Source organism: Streptomyces sp. NBC_01210 (genome assembly GCF_036010325.1).
Taxonomy (GTDB): Bacteria; Actinomycetota; Actinomycetes; order Streptomycetales; family Streptomycetaceae; genus Streptomyces.
In genome coordinates this window covers 4,419,989-4,439,281 of the sequence record NZ_CP108549.1, presented here as the reverse complement: position 1 = coordinate 4,439,281, position 19,293 = coordinate 4,419,989, and the positions used below count along the sequence as shown (strand labels likewise).

Genomic DNA, 19,293 nt, shown 5'->3' with positions numbered 1-19,293 from the left:
AATGATCCTGGATGCTCCTGGGGAATCGTCTCCTTGCATGGTGTCCGATGTGCGGCCGGTGCGGCATCACCCGGTTGAGGTGAGCCCGCAAGCTGAGCAGGCACGCAGAGCCCATGCCGCCGTCAGAGCAGGTGGAGCTCCCTCGCACGGCGGACCGCGTCGCTGCGCCGGGAAACGGAAAGCTTTCGGTAGATGCTCCTCAGATGTGTCTTCACCGTATTGACGGACACATACAGCTCCGCGGCGATCTCCTCGGTCGACATCATCTCCGCGGCAAGCCGCAGTACGTCGCATTCGCGGTCGCTGAGCGACTCGACGACAATCGCCTGCGCCGACCCGCCGTCCAGGGCCGCCGTGCCGTTCAGGGCCGCTGTGCCGTTCAGAGTGGCCGTGCCGTCCAGGGGCGCCGTGCCGTTCAGAGTCGGCGTGCCGTCGGCGGATGCCGTGCGCTCGATGCGCCAAGGGTGGCCACTGGTGAGTTCGGGCCGCTGCTCGAGCAGGTGGCGCAGCCAGGGGGCGGCTCCCGGGAGGTCGGCGGGCATGGCGGCGAAGAGCCGCTCCAGCCGGTGGTTGTCCGGGCCGGTGAGCCCGCCGCCGAGGGCCAGGTGATCGACGATCAGGGCGGCGGCGCACTCCCAGTCCTCTGCCGCGGCCGCGTGTTCCATGGCTTCAGAGACCAGGCCGGCGTCGGCGAACCAGCGGGCCGCGAGGCGATGCAGCTGCGGTTCGAGGCCGGGCTGGTGGCTGCGCAGATGTGCGTGGAGAACCTCCGTGAACAGCGGATGGAAGCGGCACCAGGGTGTGTCACCGATCGGTTCGACGAAGGTGTTGGCGCGGGTGAGCCCGGCCAGGATCCCCTCGGCGTCCTCGCGTCCGGTCAGCAGGTTCGCCAGCTGTGGGTGCACCCGGTTCAGGATGCTCGTACGCACCAGCAGGTCCTGGGTGGCGGCGGGCTGAGCCTCGACGACCTCGGCAAGCAGATAGTCGGCGACGGCACTCTGCGAAAGGGCGAACGACCGGGCGAAGCCGGTCGGATCGTCGCTCCGCTGCATGGCCAGGGCGCACAGCCGCAGTCCGGCGGCCCAGCCCTCGCTGCGCCGGGTGAGGGCGTCGACGGTCTCCGCCGACGAAACCAGGCCGTGCCGCCGCAGCAGCGTCGCGGTCTCGTGCCGGGTGAACGCCAGGTCGGCCCCGCGGATCTCGCCGATGCTGTCCTCGGCGCGGTAGCGGTGCAGAGGGAGCAGCGGATCGACCCGGCTGATCAGCACCAGGCGCAGCTGCGGTCCCGCGTGGTTCAGGATGAAGTCCAGGCCCGAAGCCACCTCGCGGTCGGGCACCTGGTCGAGGCCGTCGAGTACGAGAACCACCGGCTGATCCAGCCGTGCCAGCGCGGAAGCCAGCCGGACCAGCAGGGAACGGTCGACGTTGTCGGCGCGCGTGGGGGAGCCGACGGTGTCGGGCAGCGTCACCTGGTGGTGACGGATGGCTTCGAGGACGTACGTCCAGAACACGCCGGGCGCGCCGTCGTCGTCCTCGAGGGTGAGCCACACGACCGCCGGGTGCGGTGGCGTCGAACCCACCGCCCAGGAGGCGGCGAGCATGGTTTTACCGGCGCCGGCCGGGCCCGTGATCAGGGTCAGGGGTCCCGCCGTTCCGTCGGTGAGGCGGTCCAGCAGGCGCTTGCGGCGTACGAACGTCCCTGGAACGGACGGTACGGAGAACTTCGCGGCCAGCAGTGGGTCACCGGTCGGAGCCAGTTGCAGCTGCGACGCCGTGGTGCCGATTCCGGACGTGTGGACTGACGGTGTCCGGGCGGTATGGGGGGCTCCGCCGCCGTCCAGTGCTGCGGAGATTGTGCTCCGGGGCATGCGACCACCATCTGGCTGTCGGCTGCCTTGTCCTGCCAACCGTACGTATCGCGCGAATCGTGCGAACCGTGTGTAACGTGCCGACGGCACGTGGACCGACAGGTCAATCTTCACCGCGCCTGTTCATGATCGCCAGGCAGGCGGCCGGGTGTCGATGAGCGGCAGCGCGTCGGGCGGTCGGCCGACGGGGGTTTTCGCGTACTGGTGCTGCTGGCTGAGGCGGGTGAGTGGGCATCACCCGAAACGGGTGAAAAAGCCGCTTCCGGTGGTCCGGCGCTCACCCGTGGAAGGCGATGCTCCGGCCTGCGCCGCATCACCCCGCGCGGGTGCCGGTGTCCTTCGGCGCTTGCGTCCGGCGGCCTGTCGCGGCCAGCAGAGAGGTCACGGCGAGCGCCGCGAGGAGGATCAGGACCAGGAGCAGTACGGTCAGCGCCGTGGGGTGGTTCCACAGGGCGAAGATCAGGGCCAGTACGAGAAGCAGGCCGACGTTGATCCAGCGGCGGTGGCTCTCCGTCCAGGTGCCCACCCCGCCGGTGTGCACTCCGTGCGAATAGCCCCAGCCCGCCACGGAGTCGGCGGTGCGGTCGGCCCTGTCCCGCGCCGCGCGGGGCAGTCGGCCGGGTCCGATCAGGTACGCGCCGACAGCGATGATCACGCCAAGCACGATCACGGTGCGGAGCGTGACGCGCAGGAAGTGCAGAAGCGTGTCGTAGACCGCTCCAGCGGCGGCGTGGGACAGCACCTGGGGCGGCAGGTGGCTGAGGTAGTAGCTACGGCCGACGACCAGGGCGATGACAACGATCAGGCAGGCCAGGGCGGCGCCGAGGGCGGTCTTGGCCAGGGCGCGCCTGCGGTGATGGGCGAGCAGCACACCGGCCGCACCGAGGAGCACGGTGATGATCGGCATCCAGTTGCCGATCACATCGAGCGCGTGCGCGGCGTTCTGGTACTTGGCGAGCTCGTCGGACTTGAAGAGGACCAGTTGCTTGTTGACGGTGGGAATCTTCGAGGCCGGTTTCAGCCCCGCGTCGACGAGGTCCTTCTTGATGGTCTCCACGGCAGTGCCGACATTGAGGGTGACGGTTCCTTCTTCGATGCCGACCGCTCCGCGCCCCTTGCCGGTGAGCGCGTGGTCGACGGCGTTGTGGCCGATCCGGTTGGCGGTGGTCCACACCTTCTTGAACCGGTCGCTCTCGACGAAGCGGCGGGCAACCTTCTCGACCGCGCCGTTGACGGCGGAAGCCACCTGCGGAGCGAAGCCCTTGACTGCTTGCGCGGCGAGGGGCGGCAGCCCCTGCGACTGAAGCCAGTCAGCCACATTGGTAGTGAATTCCTTGGCGTCGAAGCGGACGTCCACCGCCTGGACGGCGCGATTCACCGCGGCGTCCTGGATCGCCGGATCGCTCGCCAGGGGGGCGACTGTGGCGACGTACCGGTCGGTGTCGAGCACGATGTCGTGCACCCAGACCGTCACTACGGACAGCGGGACGAGAATGCACGTGAGGACGATGAGGACTGCCGATGACACCTTCCTCGCGATCCGCGTCGCCGCCGAACCGCCCGCCGGCGAACCCTGCGGCCGACCGCCCGCCGCCGAGCCCTCCGGCGCAGGTTCCGGTGACGGTTCCTGCCGCGGTTCCGACGAGTTTGTCATCCGTGCTCCTGCGTCAGTTTGGTAGCCGCCGAGGGCTGCTGCCTCCTGATCCATTTCCGCTCATGGCGACGGAGAGGGCACGTCCGGCCGGGCCGAATGGACGAAAACGCGGGATGACACAGGCCGGTCCTGCGGGACGACTCCCACAGGCCGGGCCGCCCGCACACCCCGGACGACGTTCCGGGCGAGTGGTCCTGACGAGTAGTTCCGGAAAATTTCTCCGCGAGGTGTCGAGAATCCGTCATCGGCCGCGACGTCCCCTGTGAGAGTTGCCCGCAAGGGGCGGCAACGCATCCGAGGGAGCGAAACCATGAAGTATCTGGTGATGGTCCAGGGCTCGCAGGCCGACTACGAGGCCATGCGCGGCCAGGCGTCCGCGCACAGCCCGGCCTGGAGCGAGAAGGATCTGCAGGCGATGTTCGCCTTCATGGGCGAGGTCAACAACGACCTCTCCGAGTCCGGTGAGCTCGTCGACGGGAACGGCCTGGCCGAGCCCGCGCAGACCCGCTTCGTCAGTGCCGGCAAGGACGGGAAGCCCGTGATCACGGACGGTCCGTACGGAGAGACCAAGGAGCTGCTCGCCGGGTACTGGGTACTCGACTGCGAGAGCCTGGAGCGGGTCACCGAGATCGCCGCGCGCGTCGCGACGTGCCCGGCGCCCGAGGGGGCTCCCCCCTATCCGGTGGTCATCCGGCCCATCCAGGACGGCGGAGGCTGTGTGTGAGAGGTACGACCGGCATCGAGGACCTGCTGCGTCTGCACGCGCCGCAGGTCCTCGGCGCGCTGGTGCGCCGGTACGGGCACTTCGATCTGGCCGAGGACTCCGTACAGGAGGCGCTGCTCGCGGCCGCGCAGCAGTGGCCCGATGCGGGCCGGCCCGACAATCCGCGCGGTTGGCTGATCAAGGTCGCGTCCCGTCGGCTCACGGAAGCGCTGCGCAGCGACGAGGCCCGGCGCAGACGTGAGGAGACGGTCGCGGCGCTGACGCCTCGAGACGCCTTCACGGCGCCCGCGCCCGGAGAGAGCCGCGCACCGTCCGAGGACGACACCCTCACCCTGCTCTTCCTGTGCTGTCACCCCGAGCTCACGCCGGCCGCGCAGATCGCGCTCACCCTGCGTGCCGTCGGGGGGCTGACCACGGCCGAGATCGCCCGTGCGCATCTTGTGCCGGAGGCGACCATGGCGCAGCGCATCAGCCGGGCCAAGCAGAAGGTCAAGGGAGTGCCGTTCCGGCAGCCGGGGCGCGAGGACCGCGATCAGCGGCTCGCGGTCGTGCTGCAGGTGCTCTACCTGATCTTCAACGAGGGCTATACGGCGACCTCCGGCAGCGATCTGCACCGCGCCGATCTCGCCGCCGAAGCGATCCGGCTGACCCGGGCCGTACGCCGGCTCCTGCCGCAGGAGGGGGCGGTGACCGGGCTGCTGGCGCTGATGCTGCTCACCGACGCGCGCAGCGCGGCCCGCACCGGACCGCACGGCGAACTGGTACCGCTCGACGAGCAGGACCGCAGCCGTTGGGACGGGAAGGCGATCGCCGAGGGCAGCGCGCTGGTGGAGGAGGCCCTGTCCGAGGGGCCGGCCGGGGCCTACCAGCTGCAGGCGGCGATCGCGGCGCTGCACGACGAGGCGGCTCGTGCCGAGGACACCGACTGGCCGCAGATCCTCGCTCTGTACGACGTCCTCGTACGCCGCGCCCCCGAGCCGATGGCCGAGCTCGGCCGTGCCGTGGCCGTCGCCATGGTGCACGGCCCCGAGGCCGGGCTCGCCGAAGTCGCCAAGCTGGAGGACCGGTTGGCGGGGCACCATCGGCTCGACGCCGTACGGGCACACCTGCTGGAGAAGGCCGGGGATGCCGAAGGCGCCCGAGCCGCCTACCGGTTGGCGGCACAGCGCACGCTCAGCGTCCCGGAGACGCGCTACCTGCAGATGCGGGCCGCGCGGCTGCTGCCCCCTGCGTAGCCGGACCCGACGACTGGAGGCAACTCCCAGGTCAGAGGCGGATTTTCGCCTTCCGGACGCTGTTGCGAAGCGGTGACAGTACGGGGATTGCCCGGCCGATCTTGAGCGGTGAAGATATGCACATCGCCGCAAGCCGGGACCGCGCAGGGCCGGACGGAAGGCGATCTCTCATCCGGCGCGCGCTCTGCGAGCCGGCCGCTCATTTCTCTCATCTCGCTCATCTCGCTTCACCGTCTGCAGCGGCGCTGTGCCGCGCTGCTCTTAGGTACGGCCGACTGTCGCCCATCCACCGGCAGTCCGGCCCCTAGTCGATTCCTTGGGGGGAGTCCACCATGTCCGTTCGCTTCGCCTCCGCCGCCGCGCTCACCGTCGCCGCCGCCGTCGGCACCACCCTTGTCCCGCTCAGCGCCCACGCCGCCCCGGTGGCCTCGAGCAAGCCCCTCACCATCGAGCTGGGCACCCCGGCGCCGTCCGGGCCGCTGACCCGCGGCGGGGCGAGCGAGACCTTCACGTTCACCGTGAAGAACTCCGCGGACAAGGCGGTGGACTTCCAGCCGTGGATGATCGGCGACACGGACGGCGCGAGCCCCATCGCGGCCTCGCACATCGTCTTCGACGTGCAGCCGGTGAACGCCCCGGCCACGGACGAGTTCGTCGGGCAGCAGGACGCGGGCGCGCAGGGCATGTTCTACCCGGCCGAGAAGGGCAGGAACGCCCCGTTCTCGGTACCTGCCAAGGGTGAGCTGAGCTGGAAGGTCTCCGTCGGCCTCGGCAAGAACTACCCGTCCAACAACGGCAATCTGAAGCTCCTGGCCGACGACCTGGCCGAGCACACCCAGCGCCAGAACGACGACACCCTGGTCTTCGAGGCCAGCCCGAAGATCAGCACCGGGCCCGCCTCCATGACGCTCGAGACCGACGAGAACGCTCCCATCAAGCCCGGCACGACGGGCAACGTCGACATCGTCCACCAGCTCAAGGGCGGGGTGACCTTCGACTCCGACCTGAGGACCACCCTGGAGGTCGTCGAGGAGCCCGGCTCCACGGGGAAGATCCCTGAGCTGGTGATCGATGAGCTCGGCGAGGACGGCAAGTACACCAGGGTCAAGAAGTTCGCGGGCGAGGAGAAGTGGCAGCTGGCGGACATCCGCAAGAGCTACGTCATGCACCGCACCCGCCTTCGCGTGAGCGTCATCGACTTCAAGGGCATCCAGAAGCCGGTCAAGCTCACGCTGCAGGCGACGACGTCGCTCACCGAGGGCAACATCCATCCGTTCCTGGGGGCCCAGGGCAGGATCACGGTCGCCCCCGAGCGCGGCACCGCCCCGAGCGGCAAGCCGACCGCGACCCCCTCCTCGACTGCGTCCGCCTCGCCCTCCCCGACCGCGTCCGCGACGCCGTCCGGCACCCCGTCCGCCTCCGCCACGACCTCGGCGGCGGCCGTCGCGAACGACCCCGTCACCACCACCGGCGCCCTCGCCAGCACCGGATCGTCCAGCTCCACCTGGTACGCGGCGATCACCGCCGCGGTACTGATCGCGGCCGGCGGCGCGCTCACCGCACTCCGCCTGCGCCGCCGCTGAAACAGCGCGCAGTGCCGCTGCGCAGCACCCTCAGCAGTTCCTTGTCCGTCGCGGGACGGCCGACCGCGAGGGTGCTGCGCAGCGTGGGCCACAGCCATGCGGGGAGCCTTCGGAGAGGCTTCGGAGCAGACCGCCTCATAAAATGGATTTGATCTTGCTCCGGATGGCGTAAGGTTGTGTTCACCGACGCGGGGTGGAGCAGCTCGGTAGCTCGCTGGGCTCATAACCCAGAGGTCGCAGGTTCAAATCCTGTCCCCGCTACTGCAGCCAGTGGCCCGGCACTCGATCAGAGTGCCGGGCCACTGTCGTACCCGGCCCCAACCGTCCGTACCCGGCCCCAACCGTCGGCGTCGCCCGGTTGGCCGACGGAGAGTCGCAGCCCGGCGCGGCTACGGCCAACCTGGGATGAGCGCGGTACTTTCCGCCGCCGTGGCTGGACTGGTCAGGAGATCACTGGTGGGGCAGCGAGAGCAGGACGGCGGCGCCGGCGCTCACCGTCTTGTCCTCGCGCTGCCCTGGCTGATGATCATTGCCGGCGTGGTCTTCGATCTCCTCACCCCGTCCGAGTACACCGCATCTCCGCTCTTCGCCGCCGCTCCGCTGATCGCCGCGCCGTTCTTCTCCTTTCCCGCCACCTTGCTGACCGGCATCGCCACCGTCGTCAGTGTGCTGGGTCTGCACGTCTACAACGGGACCCTGACCACGACCCCGGCGAACACCGAGCTGTTCACCGTGGTCACCGTCGCCGGCCTGGCGCTCTTCATCAACCGGGTGGTACGGCTCAGCGGCAGGCGCCTGGCCTCCGCCCGCGACATCGCCGAGACCGCGCAGCGCGCCGTGCTGCCCACCCCCGCCGACCGGATCGGCGGGATGCAGATCGCCGCGCGGTACGAGGCGGCGCAGGCGGACGCGTTCATCGGCGGTGACCTCTTCGCCGTACAGGACACCCCGCACGGTGTGCGGCTGGTCGTGGGCGACGTCCGGGGCAAGGGGATGGGGGCGGTCGAGGCCGTGGCGGTGGTCATCGGGGCGTTCCGGGAGGCCGCCGAGCAGGAGAGATCGATCGAGGGCGTCGCCGGGCGCCTGGAGCGGGCGCTCACGCGCGAGGGGACGAGACGGGGCACCCTGGACGTGTTCGAGGGGTTCACCACCGCCGTACTCGCCGAGATTCCGCGCGGCGAGGGCGTGGTGCGGGTGGTGAACCGTGGCCATCCGGAGCCGCTGGTGCTGCACGCCGACGGCGATCTGGACAAGCTGGAGCCGACCGAGCACGCGCTGCCGCTGGGAATGGGTGATCTGGGGATCTTGCCGGACCTGGCGGACGAGTATCCGCTCCCGGCCGGGGCCACGCTGCTCCTCTACACCGACGGGGTGACCGAGGCGCGCGACGCGGACGGTACCTTCTACAACCCCGTCGAGCGGCTCGGCGGCCGGCTCTTCGCCGGCCCCGAGGAGCTGCTGGACGCGATCGTCGACGATGTACGCCTGCATACGGGCGGCGGTCCCAACGACGACATGGCGCTGCTGGCGGTCAGCCGCCCGCTCGACGGGCAGCCGGAGCGCCGCAGGACCGTAGGCGTGATCAAAGGGGAGCAGGAAGACACCGGCCAGTACCGTGTGTAGTCGAAGGACACCCCTCCGCATTACATTTGAAGCACCGTCAGAAGTGCGGTGCGGTCCGGGCATCGATCAAGTCGCCCGACTCCGGCCGCTTGTGTCCCGGTAAGTCCAGGCCAATGTCTTCAATGAATAGTCGGAACAGCTTGGAATCCGGCCCTGGCGTCTATTAACGTTCGATAACGCAGCGCGGTTGTCCCAGCCGTCGCAAGAGACGGCACCGTGCGCACGCGCCGAATCCCGCAAGGGAACCGGGGAACCACCAATTGGGGTGAATCGGGCACCTTTTGCCGCTTTGTTCGCGGTCGAAGCGCTCGTAGGAGACCTTCCTGCTCCGAACCCGTCAGCTAACCCGGTAGGCGAGAAGGAAGGAAAGGAGTACGCCTCCGTGGCGTCCAAAAGCCCTGCCCCCGCACCCGAAACCCCCTTTCAATCCGACTTCTTCGGCGACGACGTAGCGGAGCGGGCATGGGAGGAATGGAACCCCACCGAGGACTCCGTTCGTCCGGTGCGCGGCCGGCACCGTGTCATGAAGCAGCGCGGCGGACTCGCCCGCAGCTCCACGGTGCTCGGCGTCGGTGTGATCGCAGCGGTCGGCGCGGGCGGTATGGCCAGCGCGCAGGACAAGCCGCCGGTCTCCATATCGCTGCCGGACCTTCCGGACTCGATCAAGGACAAGCTGCCCGACGCCGCGTCACTGCCGGGTGTGGGTGCCTTGATGTCCGACGGCGCCGACGCGCAGTCGGGGAACGCGAACGCCTCGCCGCTCACGGCGATGACCCTCGCCGGGGAGGACGGCACCGAGGCGGACGCGGAGACGGGCGCGGCCGGCGCCGGTGAGGCCCTGCGCGCCCGCATCCTTCAGCAGGCCGATCAGCAGCGGGCCGAGGCGGACGCCGGGGCCAAGTCGGCCGCGGAGAAGCTCGCCGCCGAGAAGGCTGCGGCGGAGGCGAAGCAGCAGCAGACGGCGGCGGAGGCGAAGGCCGAGGCCGCGAAGCAGAAGGCCGAGGCGGCCGCGGAGGCCAAGGCGGAGGCGGAGCGGCTCGCCAAGCTGGCCGCGAACTTCGCGCTGCCCACCTCCGCGTACACGATCACCTCCACCTTCGGCGAGGCCGGCTCCATGTGGTCCTCGGGCTACCACACCGGCCTGGACTTCGCCGCACCGACGGGCACGCCGGTCAAGGCGGTGCACGGCGGGACCGTCAAGTCGGCGGGCTGGTCGGGCTCGTACGGCTACCGCACGGTCCTGGAGCTCGAGGACGGTACGGAGGTCTGGTACTGCCACCAGTCGTCGATGTCGGTCAGCGTGGGCCAGAAGGTGACGACGGGCGAGACGATCGGTCGCGTGGGCGCGACCGGCAATGTCACGGGCCCGCATCTGCACCTTGAGGTGCACACCCCGGGCGGTTCGGGCATCGACCCGATGGCCTGGCTCCAGGGCAAGGGCCTCACAGTCTGATCGAGCACCGCAGCCCGGCAGTCCTGCCGTGAGCACCTCACGGCAGTCCTGGCGTAGACGGAATAGCGCGGCCCGGTCTGGCTGTTGATCAAGGTATGACTTCCCTCCGTACCCTTGGCTCCTCAGGCCTGGCCGTCTTTCCGCTCTGCCTCGGCGGCAATGTCTTCGGCTGGACCGCCGACGAGACGCAGTCCTTCGCCGTGCTCGACGCGTACGTGGCCGCCGGCGGCAACTTCATCGACACCGCCGACGTCTACTCCGCATGGGGGCCGGGCAACGAGGGCGGCGAGTCCGAGACCGTCATCGGCAACTGGCTTGCCGCGCGCGGCAACCGTTCCGAGGTCGTCGTCGCCACCAAGGTCGGCGCCCACCCCCAGTACAGGGGCCTCTCCGCCACCAATATCGTGGCCGCGGCCGAGGAGTCGCTGCGTCGGCTGCGTACCGACTACATCGACCTGTACTACACGCACTTCGACGACCCGGCCGTCCCCGTCGAGGAGATCATCACCGCCCTCGACCAGCTGGTGAAGGACGGCAAGGTCCGCGCCATCGCCACCTCCAACCTCAGCGTCGAGCGACTCCAGGCGTCCTTGGACTTCTCGGAGCGCGAGGGTCTGGCCCGCTACTCCGTGCTGCAGCCGCACTACAACCTCGTCTCGCGCGAGACGTACGAGGGCGAGCGCCAGGAGACGGCCGCCCGCGCCGGTCTCGCCGCCGTCCCGTACTACTCGCTCGCTTCCGGCTTCCTCACCGGCAAGTACCGGCCGGGTGCGACGGTGCGGAGCCCACGGGCCGAGGGCGCGGCCGGGCATCTGAAGACCGACCGGGGCGTCGCCGTGCTCGCCGCGCTGGACAAGGTCGCCGAGGCGCGCGGTGCCGAGATCGCGACTGTCGCGCTCGCCTGGCTGGCTGCGCAGCCGACCGTCGCCGCGCCGATCGCCTCGGCCCGTACGGTCGAGCAGCTGCCCGCCCTGCTGGCGGTCGCCGACCTGGAGCTGACGGCCGAGGAGCTGGCCGAGCTGACGGCGGCGTCCGCCTGAGAGTGCCCTACGAGCGGTACGGGTTGTAGCCGCCGTAGTCGCGGTACGGCGGTGGCACCCACACCCGGCCCGTCGCCCGTGCCGCGTAGGTCAGCGCGGGCGCGGCCACCTCCTTGCGCTGCCACAGGTGGTGCAGCAGCTCCTGCTCGCGCTCCACGAAGTCAGGGCCCGCCGCGTCGCGATGGGCCCGGTGGCGCAGAAAGGCCAGGGAGGTCGCGAACGTCTCGTACTCCGATACGGCGTGCGCCGCGGCCGGACCGTACGTCCGCCGCGCGAAGTCGCGCGCCATCGTGCGTGCCCGCATCGAGGAGAGCGCGCGCGGTTCGTCCCCCGCGAGCCAGCCGGCCGCGGCGTACGCGGGCAGCTCGGCGGATATCGTGCGCAGCTCGCGCTGCCGCGTCCAGATCGCCAGCCAGGTCAGCAGGCCGAAGGCCGGCACCATGAACGCCCCGTACACGCCGTAGAAGCCCAGCGGGCCGAACAGCGACGACGCGCCGTTCCACAGGGCGTGCACGCCCATGGCGAGGACGAGACCGAGCAGCGGCAGTGCGACGCGGCGGATCTTCTGGCGCTGTGCGGCGAGCGCGGCGATCCCGAAGCCGATACCCGTCAGGACCGTGAAGAGCGGATGTGCGAACGGCGACATCACGACGCGTACGAAGAAGGTCGCCGCGGTCATCGAGGTGAGGCCCGAGGTGCCTATCTCCTGGTCCTCGCCGAAGGCGTTGCCCAGATAGAGGATGTTCTCGGTGAAGGCGAAGCCGGTCGCGGTGAAGCCGGCCACGACGACGCCGTCGACGATTCCGGTGAAGTCCCGTCTGCGGAAGATGAAGATGAGCAGGATCGCGGCGGCCTTCGCGCTCTCCTCGACGATCGGGGCTATCACCGTCGCGCCGAGGGTGTCGGCGCTCGCCGGATCCGCGGTGGCGGTGGCTATCCAGCGGGTGGCGAAGGAGTTCGCGATGATCGCGACGAGGGCGGCGGCGAAGGCGCCCCACGCGAAGGCGAAGAGCAGATTCTTCCAGGGGCCCGGCTCGACGCGGTCCAGCCAGCGGAAGGCCGCCATCAGGAGCGGGACGGGCAGCGTCGCGAGACCCAGGCCGACCAGGAAGCCCTGGGTGCCCGTCTGGTCACGTACGAGGGAGAGGATCACCAGGCCGGAGAGGGCGAGGAACGTGATCAGCACTCCGGCCCGGACCGCCTTGCTGTGCCAGAGCCGGGAGACTCGACGCGGTTTGTAGCGCCACCGGGAACGCTCCGGCACGGCGTCGAACAGCGGCTGCTGATCGAACGCCGGGACCGCCGGATGCGGTGGGAGGTGCTGCGGGGACGACTCGGACACCCATTGACCCTAACGAGAGCCACGGACACTGGCGATGGTGCCCGGGGCTACTGAGGGTTACGCGTCCGGGACGGTGGTGCCCACCCGTCGGCGGAACAGCAGGTCGTGCACCTTGTGGCCCTTGTCCAGGCCCTGCCCCTCGAATCGGGTGAGCGGGCGGAACGAGGGGCGGGGGGCGAAGCCGCCGTCCTCCTGGGTGTTCTCGAAGTCCGGGTGCGCGGAGAGCACCTCGAGCATCTGCTCGGCGTACGGCTCCCAGTCGGTCGCGCAGTGGAGGACCGCGCCGGGCTTCAGGCACCGCGCGGCGAGGCCGAGGAATTCGGGCTGGATCAGCCGCCGCTTGTGGTGGCGCTTCTTCGGCCAGGGGTCGGGGAAGTAGACGCGCATCCCGTCGAGCGAACGGGGCGCGAGCATCTCTCTGAGCAGGATGATCGCGTCACCGTTGGCGACCCGGATGTTGGACAGTCCGTTCCGCTCCGCGAGACCGAGCAGATTCCCCTGCCCGGGAGTGTGCACGTCGACGGCGAGAATCCCGGTGCCGGGGTCCTCGGCGGCCATCTGCGCGGTGGCCTCGCCCATCCCGAACCCGATCTCGAGGACGACGGGCAGTCCGCCGAACATCTCGTCGAGGTCGAGGACGCGGTGCCCGTCGATGTCCATGCCCCAGATCGGCCACAGCCGCTCCAGGGCATCGGCCTGCCCGACGGTCACGCGGCTGCGGCGTGGCTGGAAACTGCGAATGCGCCGCTCATGATGCGACCCGGCGGGATCGGCAGCGGGCCCACCGGGAAAGCGGGGCTCGCCCTTGGCACGTATGGGGGGCCGGGGGGCGTCGTCAGAAGTGGGGTTTCGGAGCTCAGACACAATGGCCTGATTCTACGGCGGGGGCGGGGGTGACCGTCGCCGGGAGCCGAGCCCGGGGTCGAGCCTGGGGTCGAGCCTGGGGTCGAGCTGGGGGCTGGGCCTTGGGAGCCGAGCCTCGGGGCTGGGCCTTGGCGGGCCGGGCCTGGTGGCCGGGCTTGGGGGCGCGCCTGGGGCTGGGTCTGGGCGCGGGTGCCCGTCCCCCCAGCGGGCGGGACCGGGGCTGTCGTTACCTCCCCGCACGCGCCAAGCGGCCGTCCGCCAACGCCGTCAGGGCCCTGCGTGCGACCTCTCTGCCGATGGGCAGGGACGCCGTCGCCGCCGGGGACGGCGCGTTCAGCACATGCACCGTGCGTGGTGCCTCGCGGATCAGGAAGTCGTCGGCCAGTGTGCCGTCCCGCAGGACCGCCTGCGCCCGTACGCCCGACGCGGCCGGGCGCAGATCGTCCGCCGTCACCGCCGGCAGCAGCCGCCGTACCGCCGTCGCGAACGCGCGCTTCGACAGCGAGCGGTGCAGTTCACCCGCGCCGTACCGCCAGTGCCTGCGGGCTATCCGCCATGTCCCCGGCCAGCCGAGCGTCCCCGCCAGTTCCAGCGGTCGGACCGCCGACCAGCTGTAGCCCTCGCGGGCCAGCGCCGGGACCGCGTTCGGGCCGACATGGACGCCACCGTCGATGCCGCGCGTCAGATGCACCCCGAGGAAAGGGAACGCCGGGTCCGGCACCGGGTAGATCAGTCCGCGTACGAGATCGGGGCGGGCCAGCTCGTAGTACTCACCCCGGAAGGGGACGATCCGCATACCCGGTTCGTCGCCCGCCAGCAGCGCGACCCGGTCGCACTGCAGCCCCGCGCAGTTCACCAGCACCCTCGCCCGGACCACTGTCCCCGATGCCGTGCGCACAGCGACGCCCCATGCGCGGCGGTCAATGGCGGTGACCTGCTCGTCGTACCGGATGTCCGCGTCGGACGCCGCCGCGAGCTGTGCCGCCACCGCCCCGAAGTCGCACACCCCCGTCGTCCCGACATGGATCGCCGCGAGCCCGCGCGCCTGCGGCTCGTACTCCGTGATCTGCGCCGCGCCCAGCTCTCGTACCGGAATGCCGTTCTCACGGCCGCGCTGGACCAGGGCGTGCAGCCGTGGCAGCTCGTCCCGCCCCGTCGCGACGATCAGCTTGCCGGTGACCTTGTGCTCGATGCCGTACTCCGCGCAGAACTTCACCATCTCCGCCGCGCCGCGCACCGCGAACCGTGCCTTCAGCGACCCCGGCCGGTAGTAGATCCCGCTGTGGATCACTCCGCTGTTCCGCCCGGTCTGGTGCCTGGCCGGGCCCGGTTCCTTCTCCAGGACCGTCACCCGGGTCCCGGGAGCCGCGCGCGTCAGCGCATACGCCGTCGACAGGCCGACGATCCCGCCGCCGATCACCAGCACGTCACAGTCGAAGCCCTGCCCATGGACCTGCCCGTGATCATGCCCGTGGACCTGCCCGAAGCCCTGTCCGGACGCCGTCACCGCGTCACCTCCCACCCCGATAGTGCACTGGCCCACTGACAATGGCCTTAAACCAGCTGAACCAGTGGGTTCGTGCCCTACGCCGGAGCGACCAGCAGTGGCCTGGCCCTTTCCCGCAGCTCCACGACCCGCGGCTCGTCGCCGTACGGTTCGAGTCTGTGCAGCAGATCCCGTACGTACTCCGTGGTCCGCGCCGAGGAGATCCGCCCCGCGACCTCCACCGCGCGCGTGCCCGCCGCGCACGCCGCGTCCAGATTCCCGGACTCCAGCTCGGCCACCGCCGACACCACGAGCCGCAGCCCGTGCGACCGTACGAACTCCTCCGTCGGCCGCGACAGCGCCTGCTCCGTGAAGCGACGCACCTGGCGCGGCGCCTTCAGATCGCGGTAGCACTCGGCAGCGTCCGCGGCGAACCGGTCGTAGGAGTAGAAGCCCAGCCACGTCGGGTCGGCATCGCCCGCCCGTGAGCGCTCCAGCCAGCCCTCCGCCGCTTTCAGCGCGCCTCCGGCCGCCACCGCGTCGCTCGCCTTCGCGTGCGCCCGCGCCTCCACCAGCCGGAAGAAGCTCATCGTGCGGGCGGTGGCGAGGCCGCGATTGCGCTCGAGCGCCGCCTGCGCGAGATCCACGCCCTCGTCCGCGAATCCGCGGTACGTCGCCTGCAGCGACATCGAAGCCAGCACATAGCCGCCTAACGGAACATCCGCGGCCGCGCGGGCCAGTCGCAGCGCCTGGATGTAGTACCGCTGCGCCGCCTCCTGCTGCCCGGTGTCGAAGGCCATCCACCCGGCCAGCCGGGTCAGCTCGGCGGCGGCACCGAACAGCGCCCTGCCCACTTCGTCCGAATAGGAGCCGAGGAGCAGCGGGGCCGCGTCAACCCGCAGACACTCCGGCACCATCGACGAACGCCAGTCCCCGCCGCCGTACTTGGAGTCCCAGCGGCGCGCGTCCTCCGCCGCCTCCCGGAGTTTGGCCACATCGCTGTGGCCCACGCGGGCGGGAGTGTCCTCCGCGGTGTCCACCGACACGGACCGCTCCACCGAGGAGTCGGCGGGCGTTATCAGCCAGCGGGACGCGGGCGTCGCGTAAGCGCTCACTGCGAAGGAACCGGCCAGCGACTGCCAGATGCCGCCGCTGCCGGCCCGCCGGCCCGCCAGATCGAGGCGGTAGAGCTCGGTGGCTGATTTCACCGCCTCGCCCACATCGCGCGGGAAGGCGAGCCCGACCTCGGGGGCCGGGTCGGCGTCCGCCAGACCGATCTCGTGCAGCGGCACCGGACGCCCGAGCTTGGCGCCGATGGCCGCAGCGATGAGATGGGGTGCGGCGCCCTGCGGCACCATGCCCTTCGACACCCACCTCGCCACGGATGTCTTGTCGTACCGAAGGGTCAGACCGCGCTGCGCGCCGAGGTCGTTGACGCGCCGGGCCAGGCCGGCGTTGCTGATTCCCGCGAGGGCGAGAACGGTGCCGAGTTTGTCGTTCGGCCCGCGTTGCTCCCTGGACATGCGCCACCCCTCGACACACAGACGGCCGCCGCGTCGCTGCTGGGCGCACGGCATTCGTGCTGTGTCCTCCCCTGGTGAACAGCTCCGGACAGCTCCGGGATCCCGGCTGCAAAAGCTCCTGGCCGGACCCCTCGGAATATGCGCCCCTGGGGAGAACATCAGTAAACACAGCGTAGTTCGCCGCATCCCGACCGTTAAGGGGCGGTGTTCCCTATGGCGAGATTGTTGTGCGTTGGAGCAGACGATCTGCCGACGGCACCTCGTCGTCGTGCTCCGGGTGTGTGGCTGTGCGCCCGTCCGTGCGCTCTGGCCGCGCTGGTGGGGGAGCGCTTCCATGAGTGCTGCGTGGGTCGGCCCACTGAGTATCGGAACCAGTGGGCTGGGGGACACCGCCGCCTCAATCCCCGCGGGCGGCGGACGGGTCCGGGGGGCGAACAGCGCCTCCCGGACTGTCGTATGCACGGGTGGGGCACACATGTGCGGCACGGAGAATGGCTGAATGCCGACTGTCCTCCATGTCTGTTTTGCTCCCGTCTGAGCGCTGGTCGCTCGCCCCTTCCTCCTCCCGGCCGTCGTCAAATCGCCAATGCCAGGGGCGCGTTCCCTTTTTGCGCGCGCTACCCGGAGCCCCTCCTGTGCGCCGCCTTCGTGGCAGCATGTTCCCGAACGGCTGAGGCCCGAGCGGTTACGGCCCGGTGGTCCGAGGTCCGGTGGGTCTGAGTTTGTCCACAGCCTGTGGAGGCGGCATGCGGTGGTTGGTGGGCTGGAGCAGTATCGCCGCAAACTTCGGTACGGCCGGGGCTGTCGGTACGTCCGACGACGCCGGCACCGTCCACCCCGTCGGTGCCCAACTCCTGTGGGGAGACCCGGATCCGCTCTGGGCGGTCGGCGACTGGCGCCCCGACGAGGTGCGCGTCGTCACCGTCGACCCCTTCACCAAGCTCGCGGTGCTCGGCTGCTGCGCGGCCAGCGACGAGGAGCTGAAGGTGGGGCTCTTCGCGGCGCGCGGCGGGGCGCTGCGGCATCTGACCGCCTGGGCCGGCAGTTACACCGCCGTCGTACAGGTCGGCCGCCGGATCACGATCGCCGGCGACCTGGCCGGGGCGAGACCCGTCTTCTACACGCCGTGGGCGAACGGCACCGCGTACGCCACCGCCGCGCTCCCGCTCGCCGACCTCATCGAAGCGCAGCTGGACATCGGGCACTTGGCGGCACTGCTCGCCTGTCCGGAGACACCGGAGGCGCTGCGCGACTCGACGCCGTACGACGGTGTGAAGCGCATCCCGCCGGGGCACGCGCTGATTCTGCGCGAGGGCTCGCGTGAGATCACCGGGTACGAGCCGGTGGCGTCCCTCGCCGTCGCCGGGCCGCAGATCGAGGCGGAGCGCGCCATCGACGGCGTACGCGACGCACTGATCGAGGCGGTACGGGCCAGGCTCACCGCGCCGCGGCACGCGCCCGAGACGCTGCCGCCGGATCCCGGGCCGGTGCCGGGGATGGGTCCGGCGGAGCGGCGGGCCGCCCGGAGCGGCCGGGCCGGGCCGACGCCAGGGATCGGCGCGGACCTGTCGGGCGGCAGCGCGTCCGGCACGCTGGCGCTGCTGGCGGCGGGGCTGCCGGGCAGACCGGGCACGGTACTCGGCCATGGGACGGGCGCGGGCGAGCGGCTGCTGGCGGTCACTTTCAACGACCTGGCCACGGGTGGGCGCGAGGACGAACTGGAACGGGCGCGGGCGATCGCCTCCAACCCGCGGCTGCACCATGTGGTGGTCGCGGCGGCGGAGGAGGGGCTGCCGTACGCGAGCCTGGACGCCGGGCCTCTGACGGACGAGCCGGCCCCGTCGCTGATCACCGCGGAACGCCACCGCGGACGGCTGGCCGCGGGCAGCGCGGACCACTTCACGGGGGCGGGCGCGCGGCAGGTGCTCGACGCGCATCCGGCGCGCCTCGCGGACCTGCTGCTGGACCGGCGGCGGCGTCATCTGGTGCGTCCGGTCACGGCGTTGGCGCGCGCCGAGGGCCCTTCGCCGCAGTCGCTGTTCATCCCGCTGACGGTGTACCGGGCGGCGCGGCGCCTTGCCCGTACGCCGTACCGCACCGGCCTGGAGACGGCGGCGGACCGGCTGCTGGAGGCGAACCGTCCCGCCCGCGCACTCTCCAACGGTCCGCTGGGCGCTTCGCTCGCCGCCCTGGCCTGGTCGAGGCCTGGTCCTGCGGCGCGCTGGCTGACGGGCGAGGCGCTTGCCGAAGTATCGGTTCGTCTGATGGAGGGGGCGACGCGGCCGACGTCCGTGCAGCGCCCCGGGGAGGCCCGGGCGCGTGCAGCGCTGGCCCGCCACGCGACGGACCAGCGGATCCTGGAGCAGGCGGCGGAGATCCGCAGCCAGCGCCTGCACGCCCCGTTCCTCGACAACCAGGTTGTACGGGCCTGCCGCGACCTCCCCGAATCGCTGCGGGTCCGGCCGGGCGCCCGCGCGGCGATCCTCCGCGCGGTGCTGGCGGGCGCGGGCATCCACGATCTGCCCCCGGGCTGGGGCGCGACGACGCACGCTTCGTCGTCGGCGGCGGCACGGAAGGGTCTGCGGGTGTCGCTCCCGCACCTGATCGCCTTGTTCGACGCGCCGCTGCTGGCGGACGCGGGCCTGGTCGAGGCCCGGGTGGTCCGCAAGGCGCTGCGCGCGGCGTCGGAGGGCGAACCGGTGCCGCTGGACGGGCTGGCGGACCTGATCTCCACGGAGCTGTGGCTGCGGAGGTTGCTCTCGCGGAGGGGTACGTGCTGGACGGGCACGGCGGCGCCACGCCAGCGGGCGGTGGCGGGAGGGGTCCCGCCGAGGCCGACACTGCGGTCGTAGGGAGCGGGTCGCCTTGCGGCGGGCTGGGCGGGGGCGGGATGCCCGG

The 19,293-nt window shown here is 71.0% G+C and carries 13 protein-coding genes, 1 tRNA gene and 1 riboswitch; of the genes, 8 read left to right on the top strand and 6 right to left on the bottom strand.

The window, feature by feature from the left end:
- Nucleotides 1-122: 122 nt before the first annotated feature.
- Nucleotides 123-1,868, bottom strand: coding sequence for a helix-turn-helix transcriptional regulator (locus tag OG735_RS20000; RefSeq protein ID WP_327324554.1), 1,746 nt, complete (start codon nucleotides 1,866-1,868; stop codon nucleotides 123-125).
- 313 nt (nucleotides 1,869-2,181) lie between these two features.
- Entirely contained in the window at nucleotides 2,182-3,522 is a 1,341-nt protein-coding gene (locus OG735_RS19995) for a hypothetical protein (protein ID WP_327324553.1), read from the bottom strand.
- A gap of 310 nt (nucleotides 3,523-3,832) precedes the next feature.
- Here OG735_RS19995 and OG735_RS19990 point away from each other — a divergent pair, with 310 nt between their 5' ends.
- The 7 genes from OG735_RS19990 (at nucleotide 3,833) to OG735_RS19960 (ending at nucleotide 11,180) form a co-directional block, all read left to right on the top strand.
- Nucleotides 3,833-4,246 carry a YciI family protein gene (locus OG735_RS19990; RefSeq protein ID WP_327324552.1) on the top strand — a complete coding sequence of 138 codons (414 nt, stop codon included), beginning with the start codon at nucleotides 3,833-3,835 and terminating at the stop codon, nucleotides 4,244-4,246.
- Nucleotides 4,243-5,481 (top strand): RNA polymerase sigma factor, encoded by a 1,239-nt coding sequence (locus OG735_RS19985; RefSeq protein WP_327324551.1) that lies wholly within the window; start codon nucleotides 4,243-4,245, stop codon nucleotides 5,479-5,481. The genes OG735_RS19990 and OG735_RS19985 overlap by 4 nt, the downstream gene beginning before the upstream one ends.
- A 332-nt stretch (nucleotides 5,482-5,813) precedes the next feature.
- On the top strand, nucleotides 5,814-7,064 hold the full coding sequence (locus OG735_RS19980; RefSeq protein WP_327324550.1) for a hypothetical protein: 1,251 nt from the start codon (nucleotides 5,814-5,816) through the stop codon (nucleotides 7,062-7,064).
- A 187-nt stretch (nucleotides 7,065-7,251) separates the two neighbouring features.
- Nucleotides 7,252-7,325, top strand: a tRNA-Met gene (locus OG735_RS19975).
- Between the two features lie 144 nt (nucleotides 7,326-7,469).
- Nucleotides 7,470-8,687: a PP2C family protein-serine/threonine phosphatase gene (locus tag OG735_RS19970; protein ID WP_442812459.1), complete on the top strand. Its 1,218-nt coding sequence runs from the start codon at nucleotides 7,470-7,472 to the stop codon at nucleotides 8,685-8,687.
- A 215-nt stretch (nucleotides 8,688-8,902) separates the two neighbouring features.
- A riboswitch (cyclic di-AMP (ydaO/yuaA leader) is annotated at nucleotides 8,903-9,058 on the top strand.
- Nucleotides 9,059-9,069: 11 nt separating this feature from the next.
- Nucleotides 9,070-10,140 (top strand): M23 family metallopeptidase, encoded by a 1,071-nt coding sequence (locus OG735_RS19965; protein WP_327324548.1) that lies wholly within the window; start codon nucleotides 9,070-9,072, stop codon nucleotides 10,138-10,140.
- 95 nt (nucleotides 10,141-10,235) lie between these two features.
- On the top strand, nucleotides 10,236-11,180 hold the full coding sequence (locus OG735_RS19960) for an aldo/keto reductase (protein WP_327324547.1): 945 nt from the start codon (nucleotides 10,236-10,238) through the stop codon (nucleotides 11,178-11,180).
- 7 nt (nucleotides 11,181-11,187) lie between these two features.
- Here the strand turns inward: OG735_RS19960 and OG735_RS19955 are convergent, their stop codons facing one another.
- The 4 genes from OG735_RS19955 to OG735_RS19940 all read right to left on the bottom strand — a co-directional run bounded on the left by OG735_RS19955 (nucleotide 11,188) and on the right by OG735_RS19940 (nucleotide 16,395).
- On the bottom strand, nucleotides 11,188-12,522 hold the full coding sequence (locus OG735_RS19955) for a PrsW family intramembrane metalloprotease (RefSeq protein WP_327324546.1): 1,335 nt from the start codon (nucleotides 12,520-12,522) through the stop codon (nucleotides 11,188-11,190).
- A 57-nt stretch (nucleotides 12,523-12,579) separates the two neighbouring features.
- Nucleotides 12,580-13,386 (bottom strand): tRNA (guanosine(46)-N7)-methyltransferase TrmB, encoded by an 807-nt coding sequence (gene trmB, locus OG735_RS19950; protein WP_442812458.1) that lies wholly within the window; start codon nucleotides 13,384-13,386, stop codon nucleotides 12,580-12,582.
- A gap of 226 nt (nucleotides 13,387-13,612) precedes the next feature.
- Entirely contained in the window at nucleotides 13,613-14,812 is a 1,200-nt protein-coding gene (gene lhgO / locus OG735_RS19945; RefSeq protein ID WP_327328386.1) for an L-2-hydroxyglutarate oxidase, read from the bottom strand.
- A gap of 158 nt (nucleotides 14,813-14,970) precedes the next feature.
- On the bottom strand, nucleotides 14,971-16,395 hold the full coding sequence (locus tag OG735_RS19940; RefSeq protein ID WP_326650915.1) for an MFS transporter: 1,425 nt from the start codon (nucleotides 16,393-16,395) through the stop codon (nucleotides 14,971-14,973).
- A gap of 746 nt (nucleotides 16,396-17,141) precedes the next feature.
- On the opposite strand from OG735_RS19940, the gene OG735_RS19935 reads away from it, so the two are divergent.
- On the top strand, nucleotides 17,142-19,247 hold the full coding sequence (locus OG735_RS19935; RefSeq protein WP_327324545.1) for an asparagine synthase-related protein: 2,106 nt from the start codon (nucleotides 17,142-17,144) through the stop codon (nucleotides 19,245-19,247).
- The last annotated feature ends 46 nt before the right edge of the window (nucleotides 19,248-19,293 follow it).

What these genes read in the sequence shown, in the direction of transcription:
- OG735_RS20000 (WP_327324554.1), bottom strand. Translation starts at nt 1,868, where the DNA reads ATGCCCCGGAGCACAATCTCCGCAGCACTGGACGGCGGCGGAGCCCCC.
- OG735_RS19995 (WP_327324553.1), bottom strand. Translation starts at nt 3,522, where the DNA reads ATGACAAACTCGTCGGAACCGCGGCAGGAACCGTCACCGGAACCTGCG.
- OG735_RS19990 (WP_327324552.1), top strand. Translation starts at nt 3,833, where the DNA reads ATGAAGTATCTGGTGATGGTCCAGGGCTCGCAGGCCGACTACGAGGCC.
- OG735_RS19980 (WP_327324550.1), top strand. Translation starts at nt 5,814, where the DNA reads ATGTCCGTTCGCTTCGCCTCCGCCGCCGCGCTCACCGTCGCCGCCGCC.
- OG735_RS19970 (WP_442812459.1), top strand. Translation starts at nt 7,470, where the DNA reads ATGAGCGCGGTACTTTCCGCCGCCGTGGCTGGACTGGTCAGGAGATCA.
- OG735_RS19960 (WP_327324547.1), top strand. Translation starts at nt 10,236, where the DNA reads ATGACTTCCCTCCGTACCCTTGGCTCCTCAGGCCTGGCCGTCTTTCCG.
- OG735_RS19940 (WP_326650915.1), bottom strand. Translation starts at nt 16,395, where the DNA reads ATGTCCAGGGAGCAACGCGGGCCGAACGACAAACTCGGCACCGTTCTC.
- OG735_RS19935 (WP_327324545.1), top strand. Translation starts at nt 17,142, where the DNA reads ATGCGGTGGTTGGTGGGCTGGAGCAGTATCGCCGCAAACTTCGGTACG.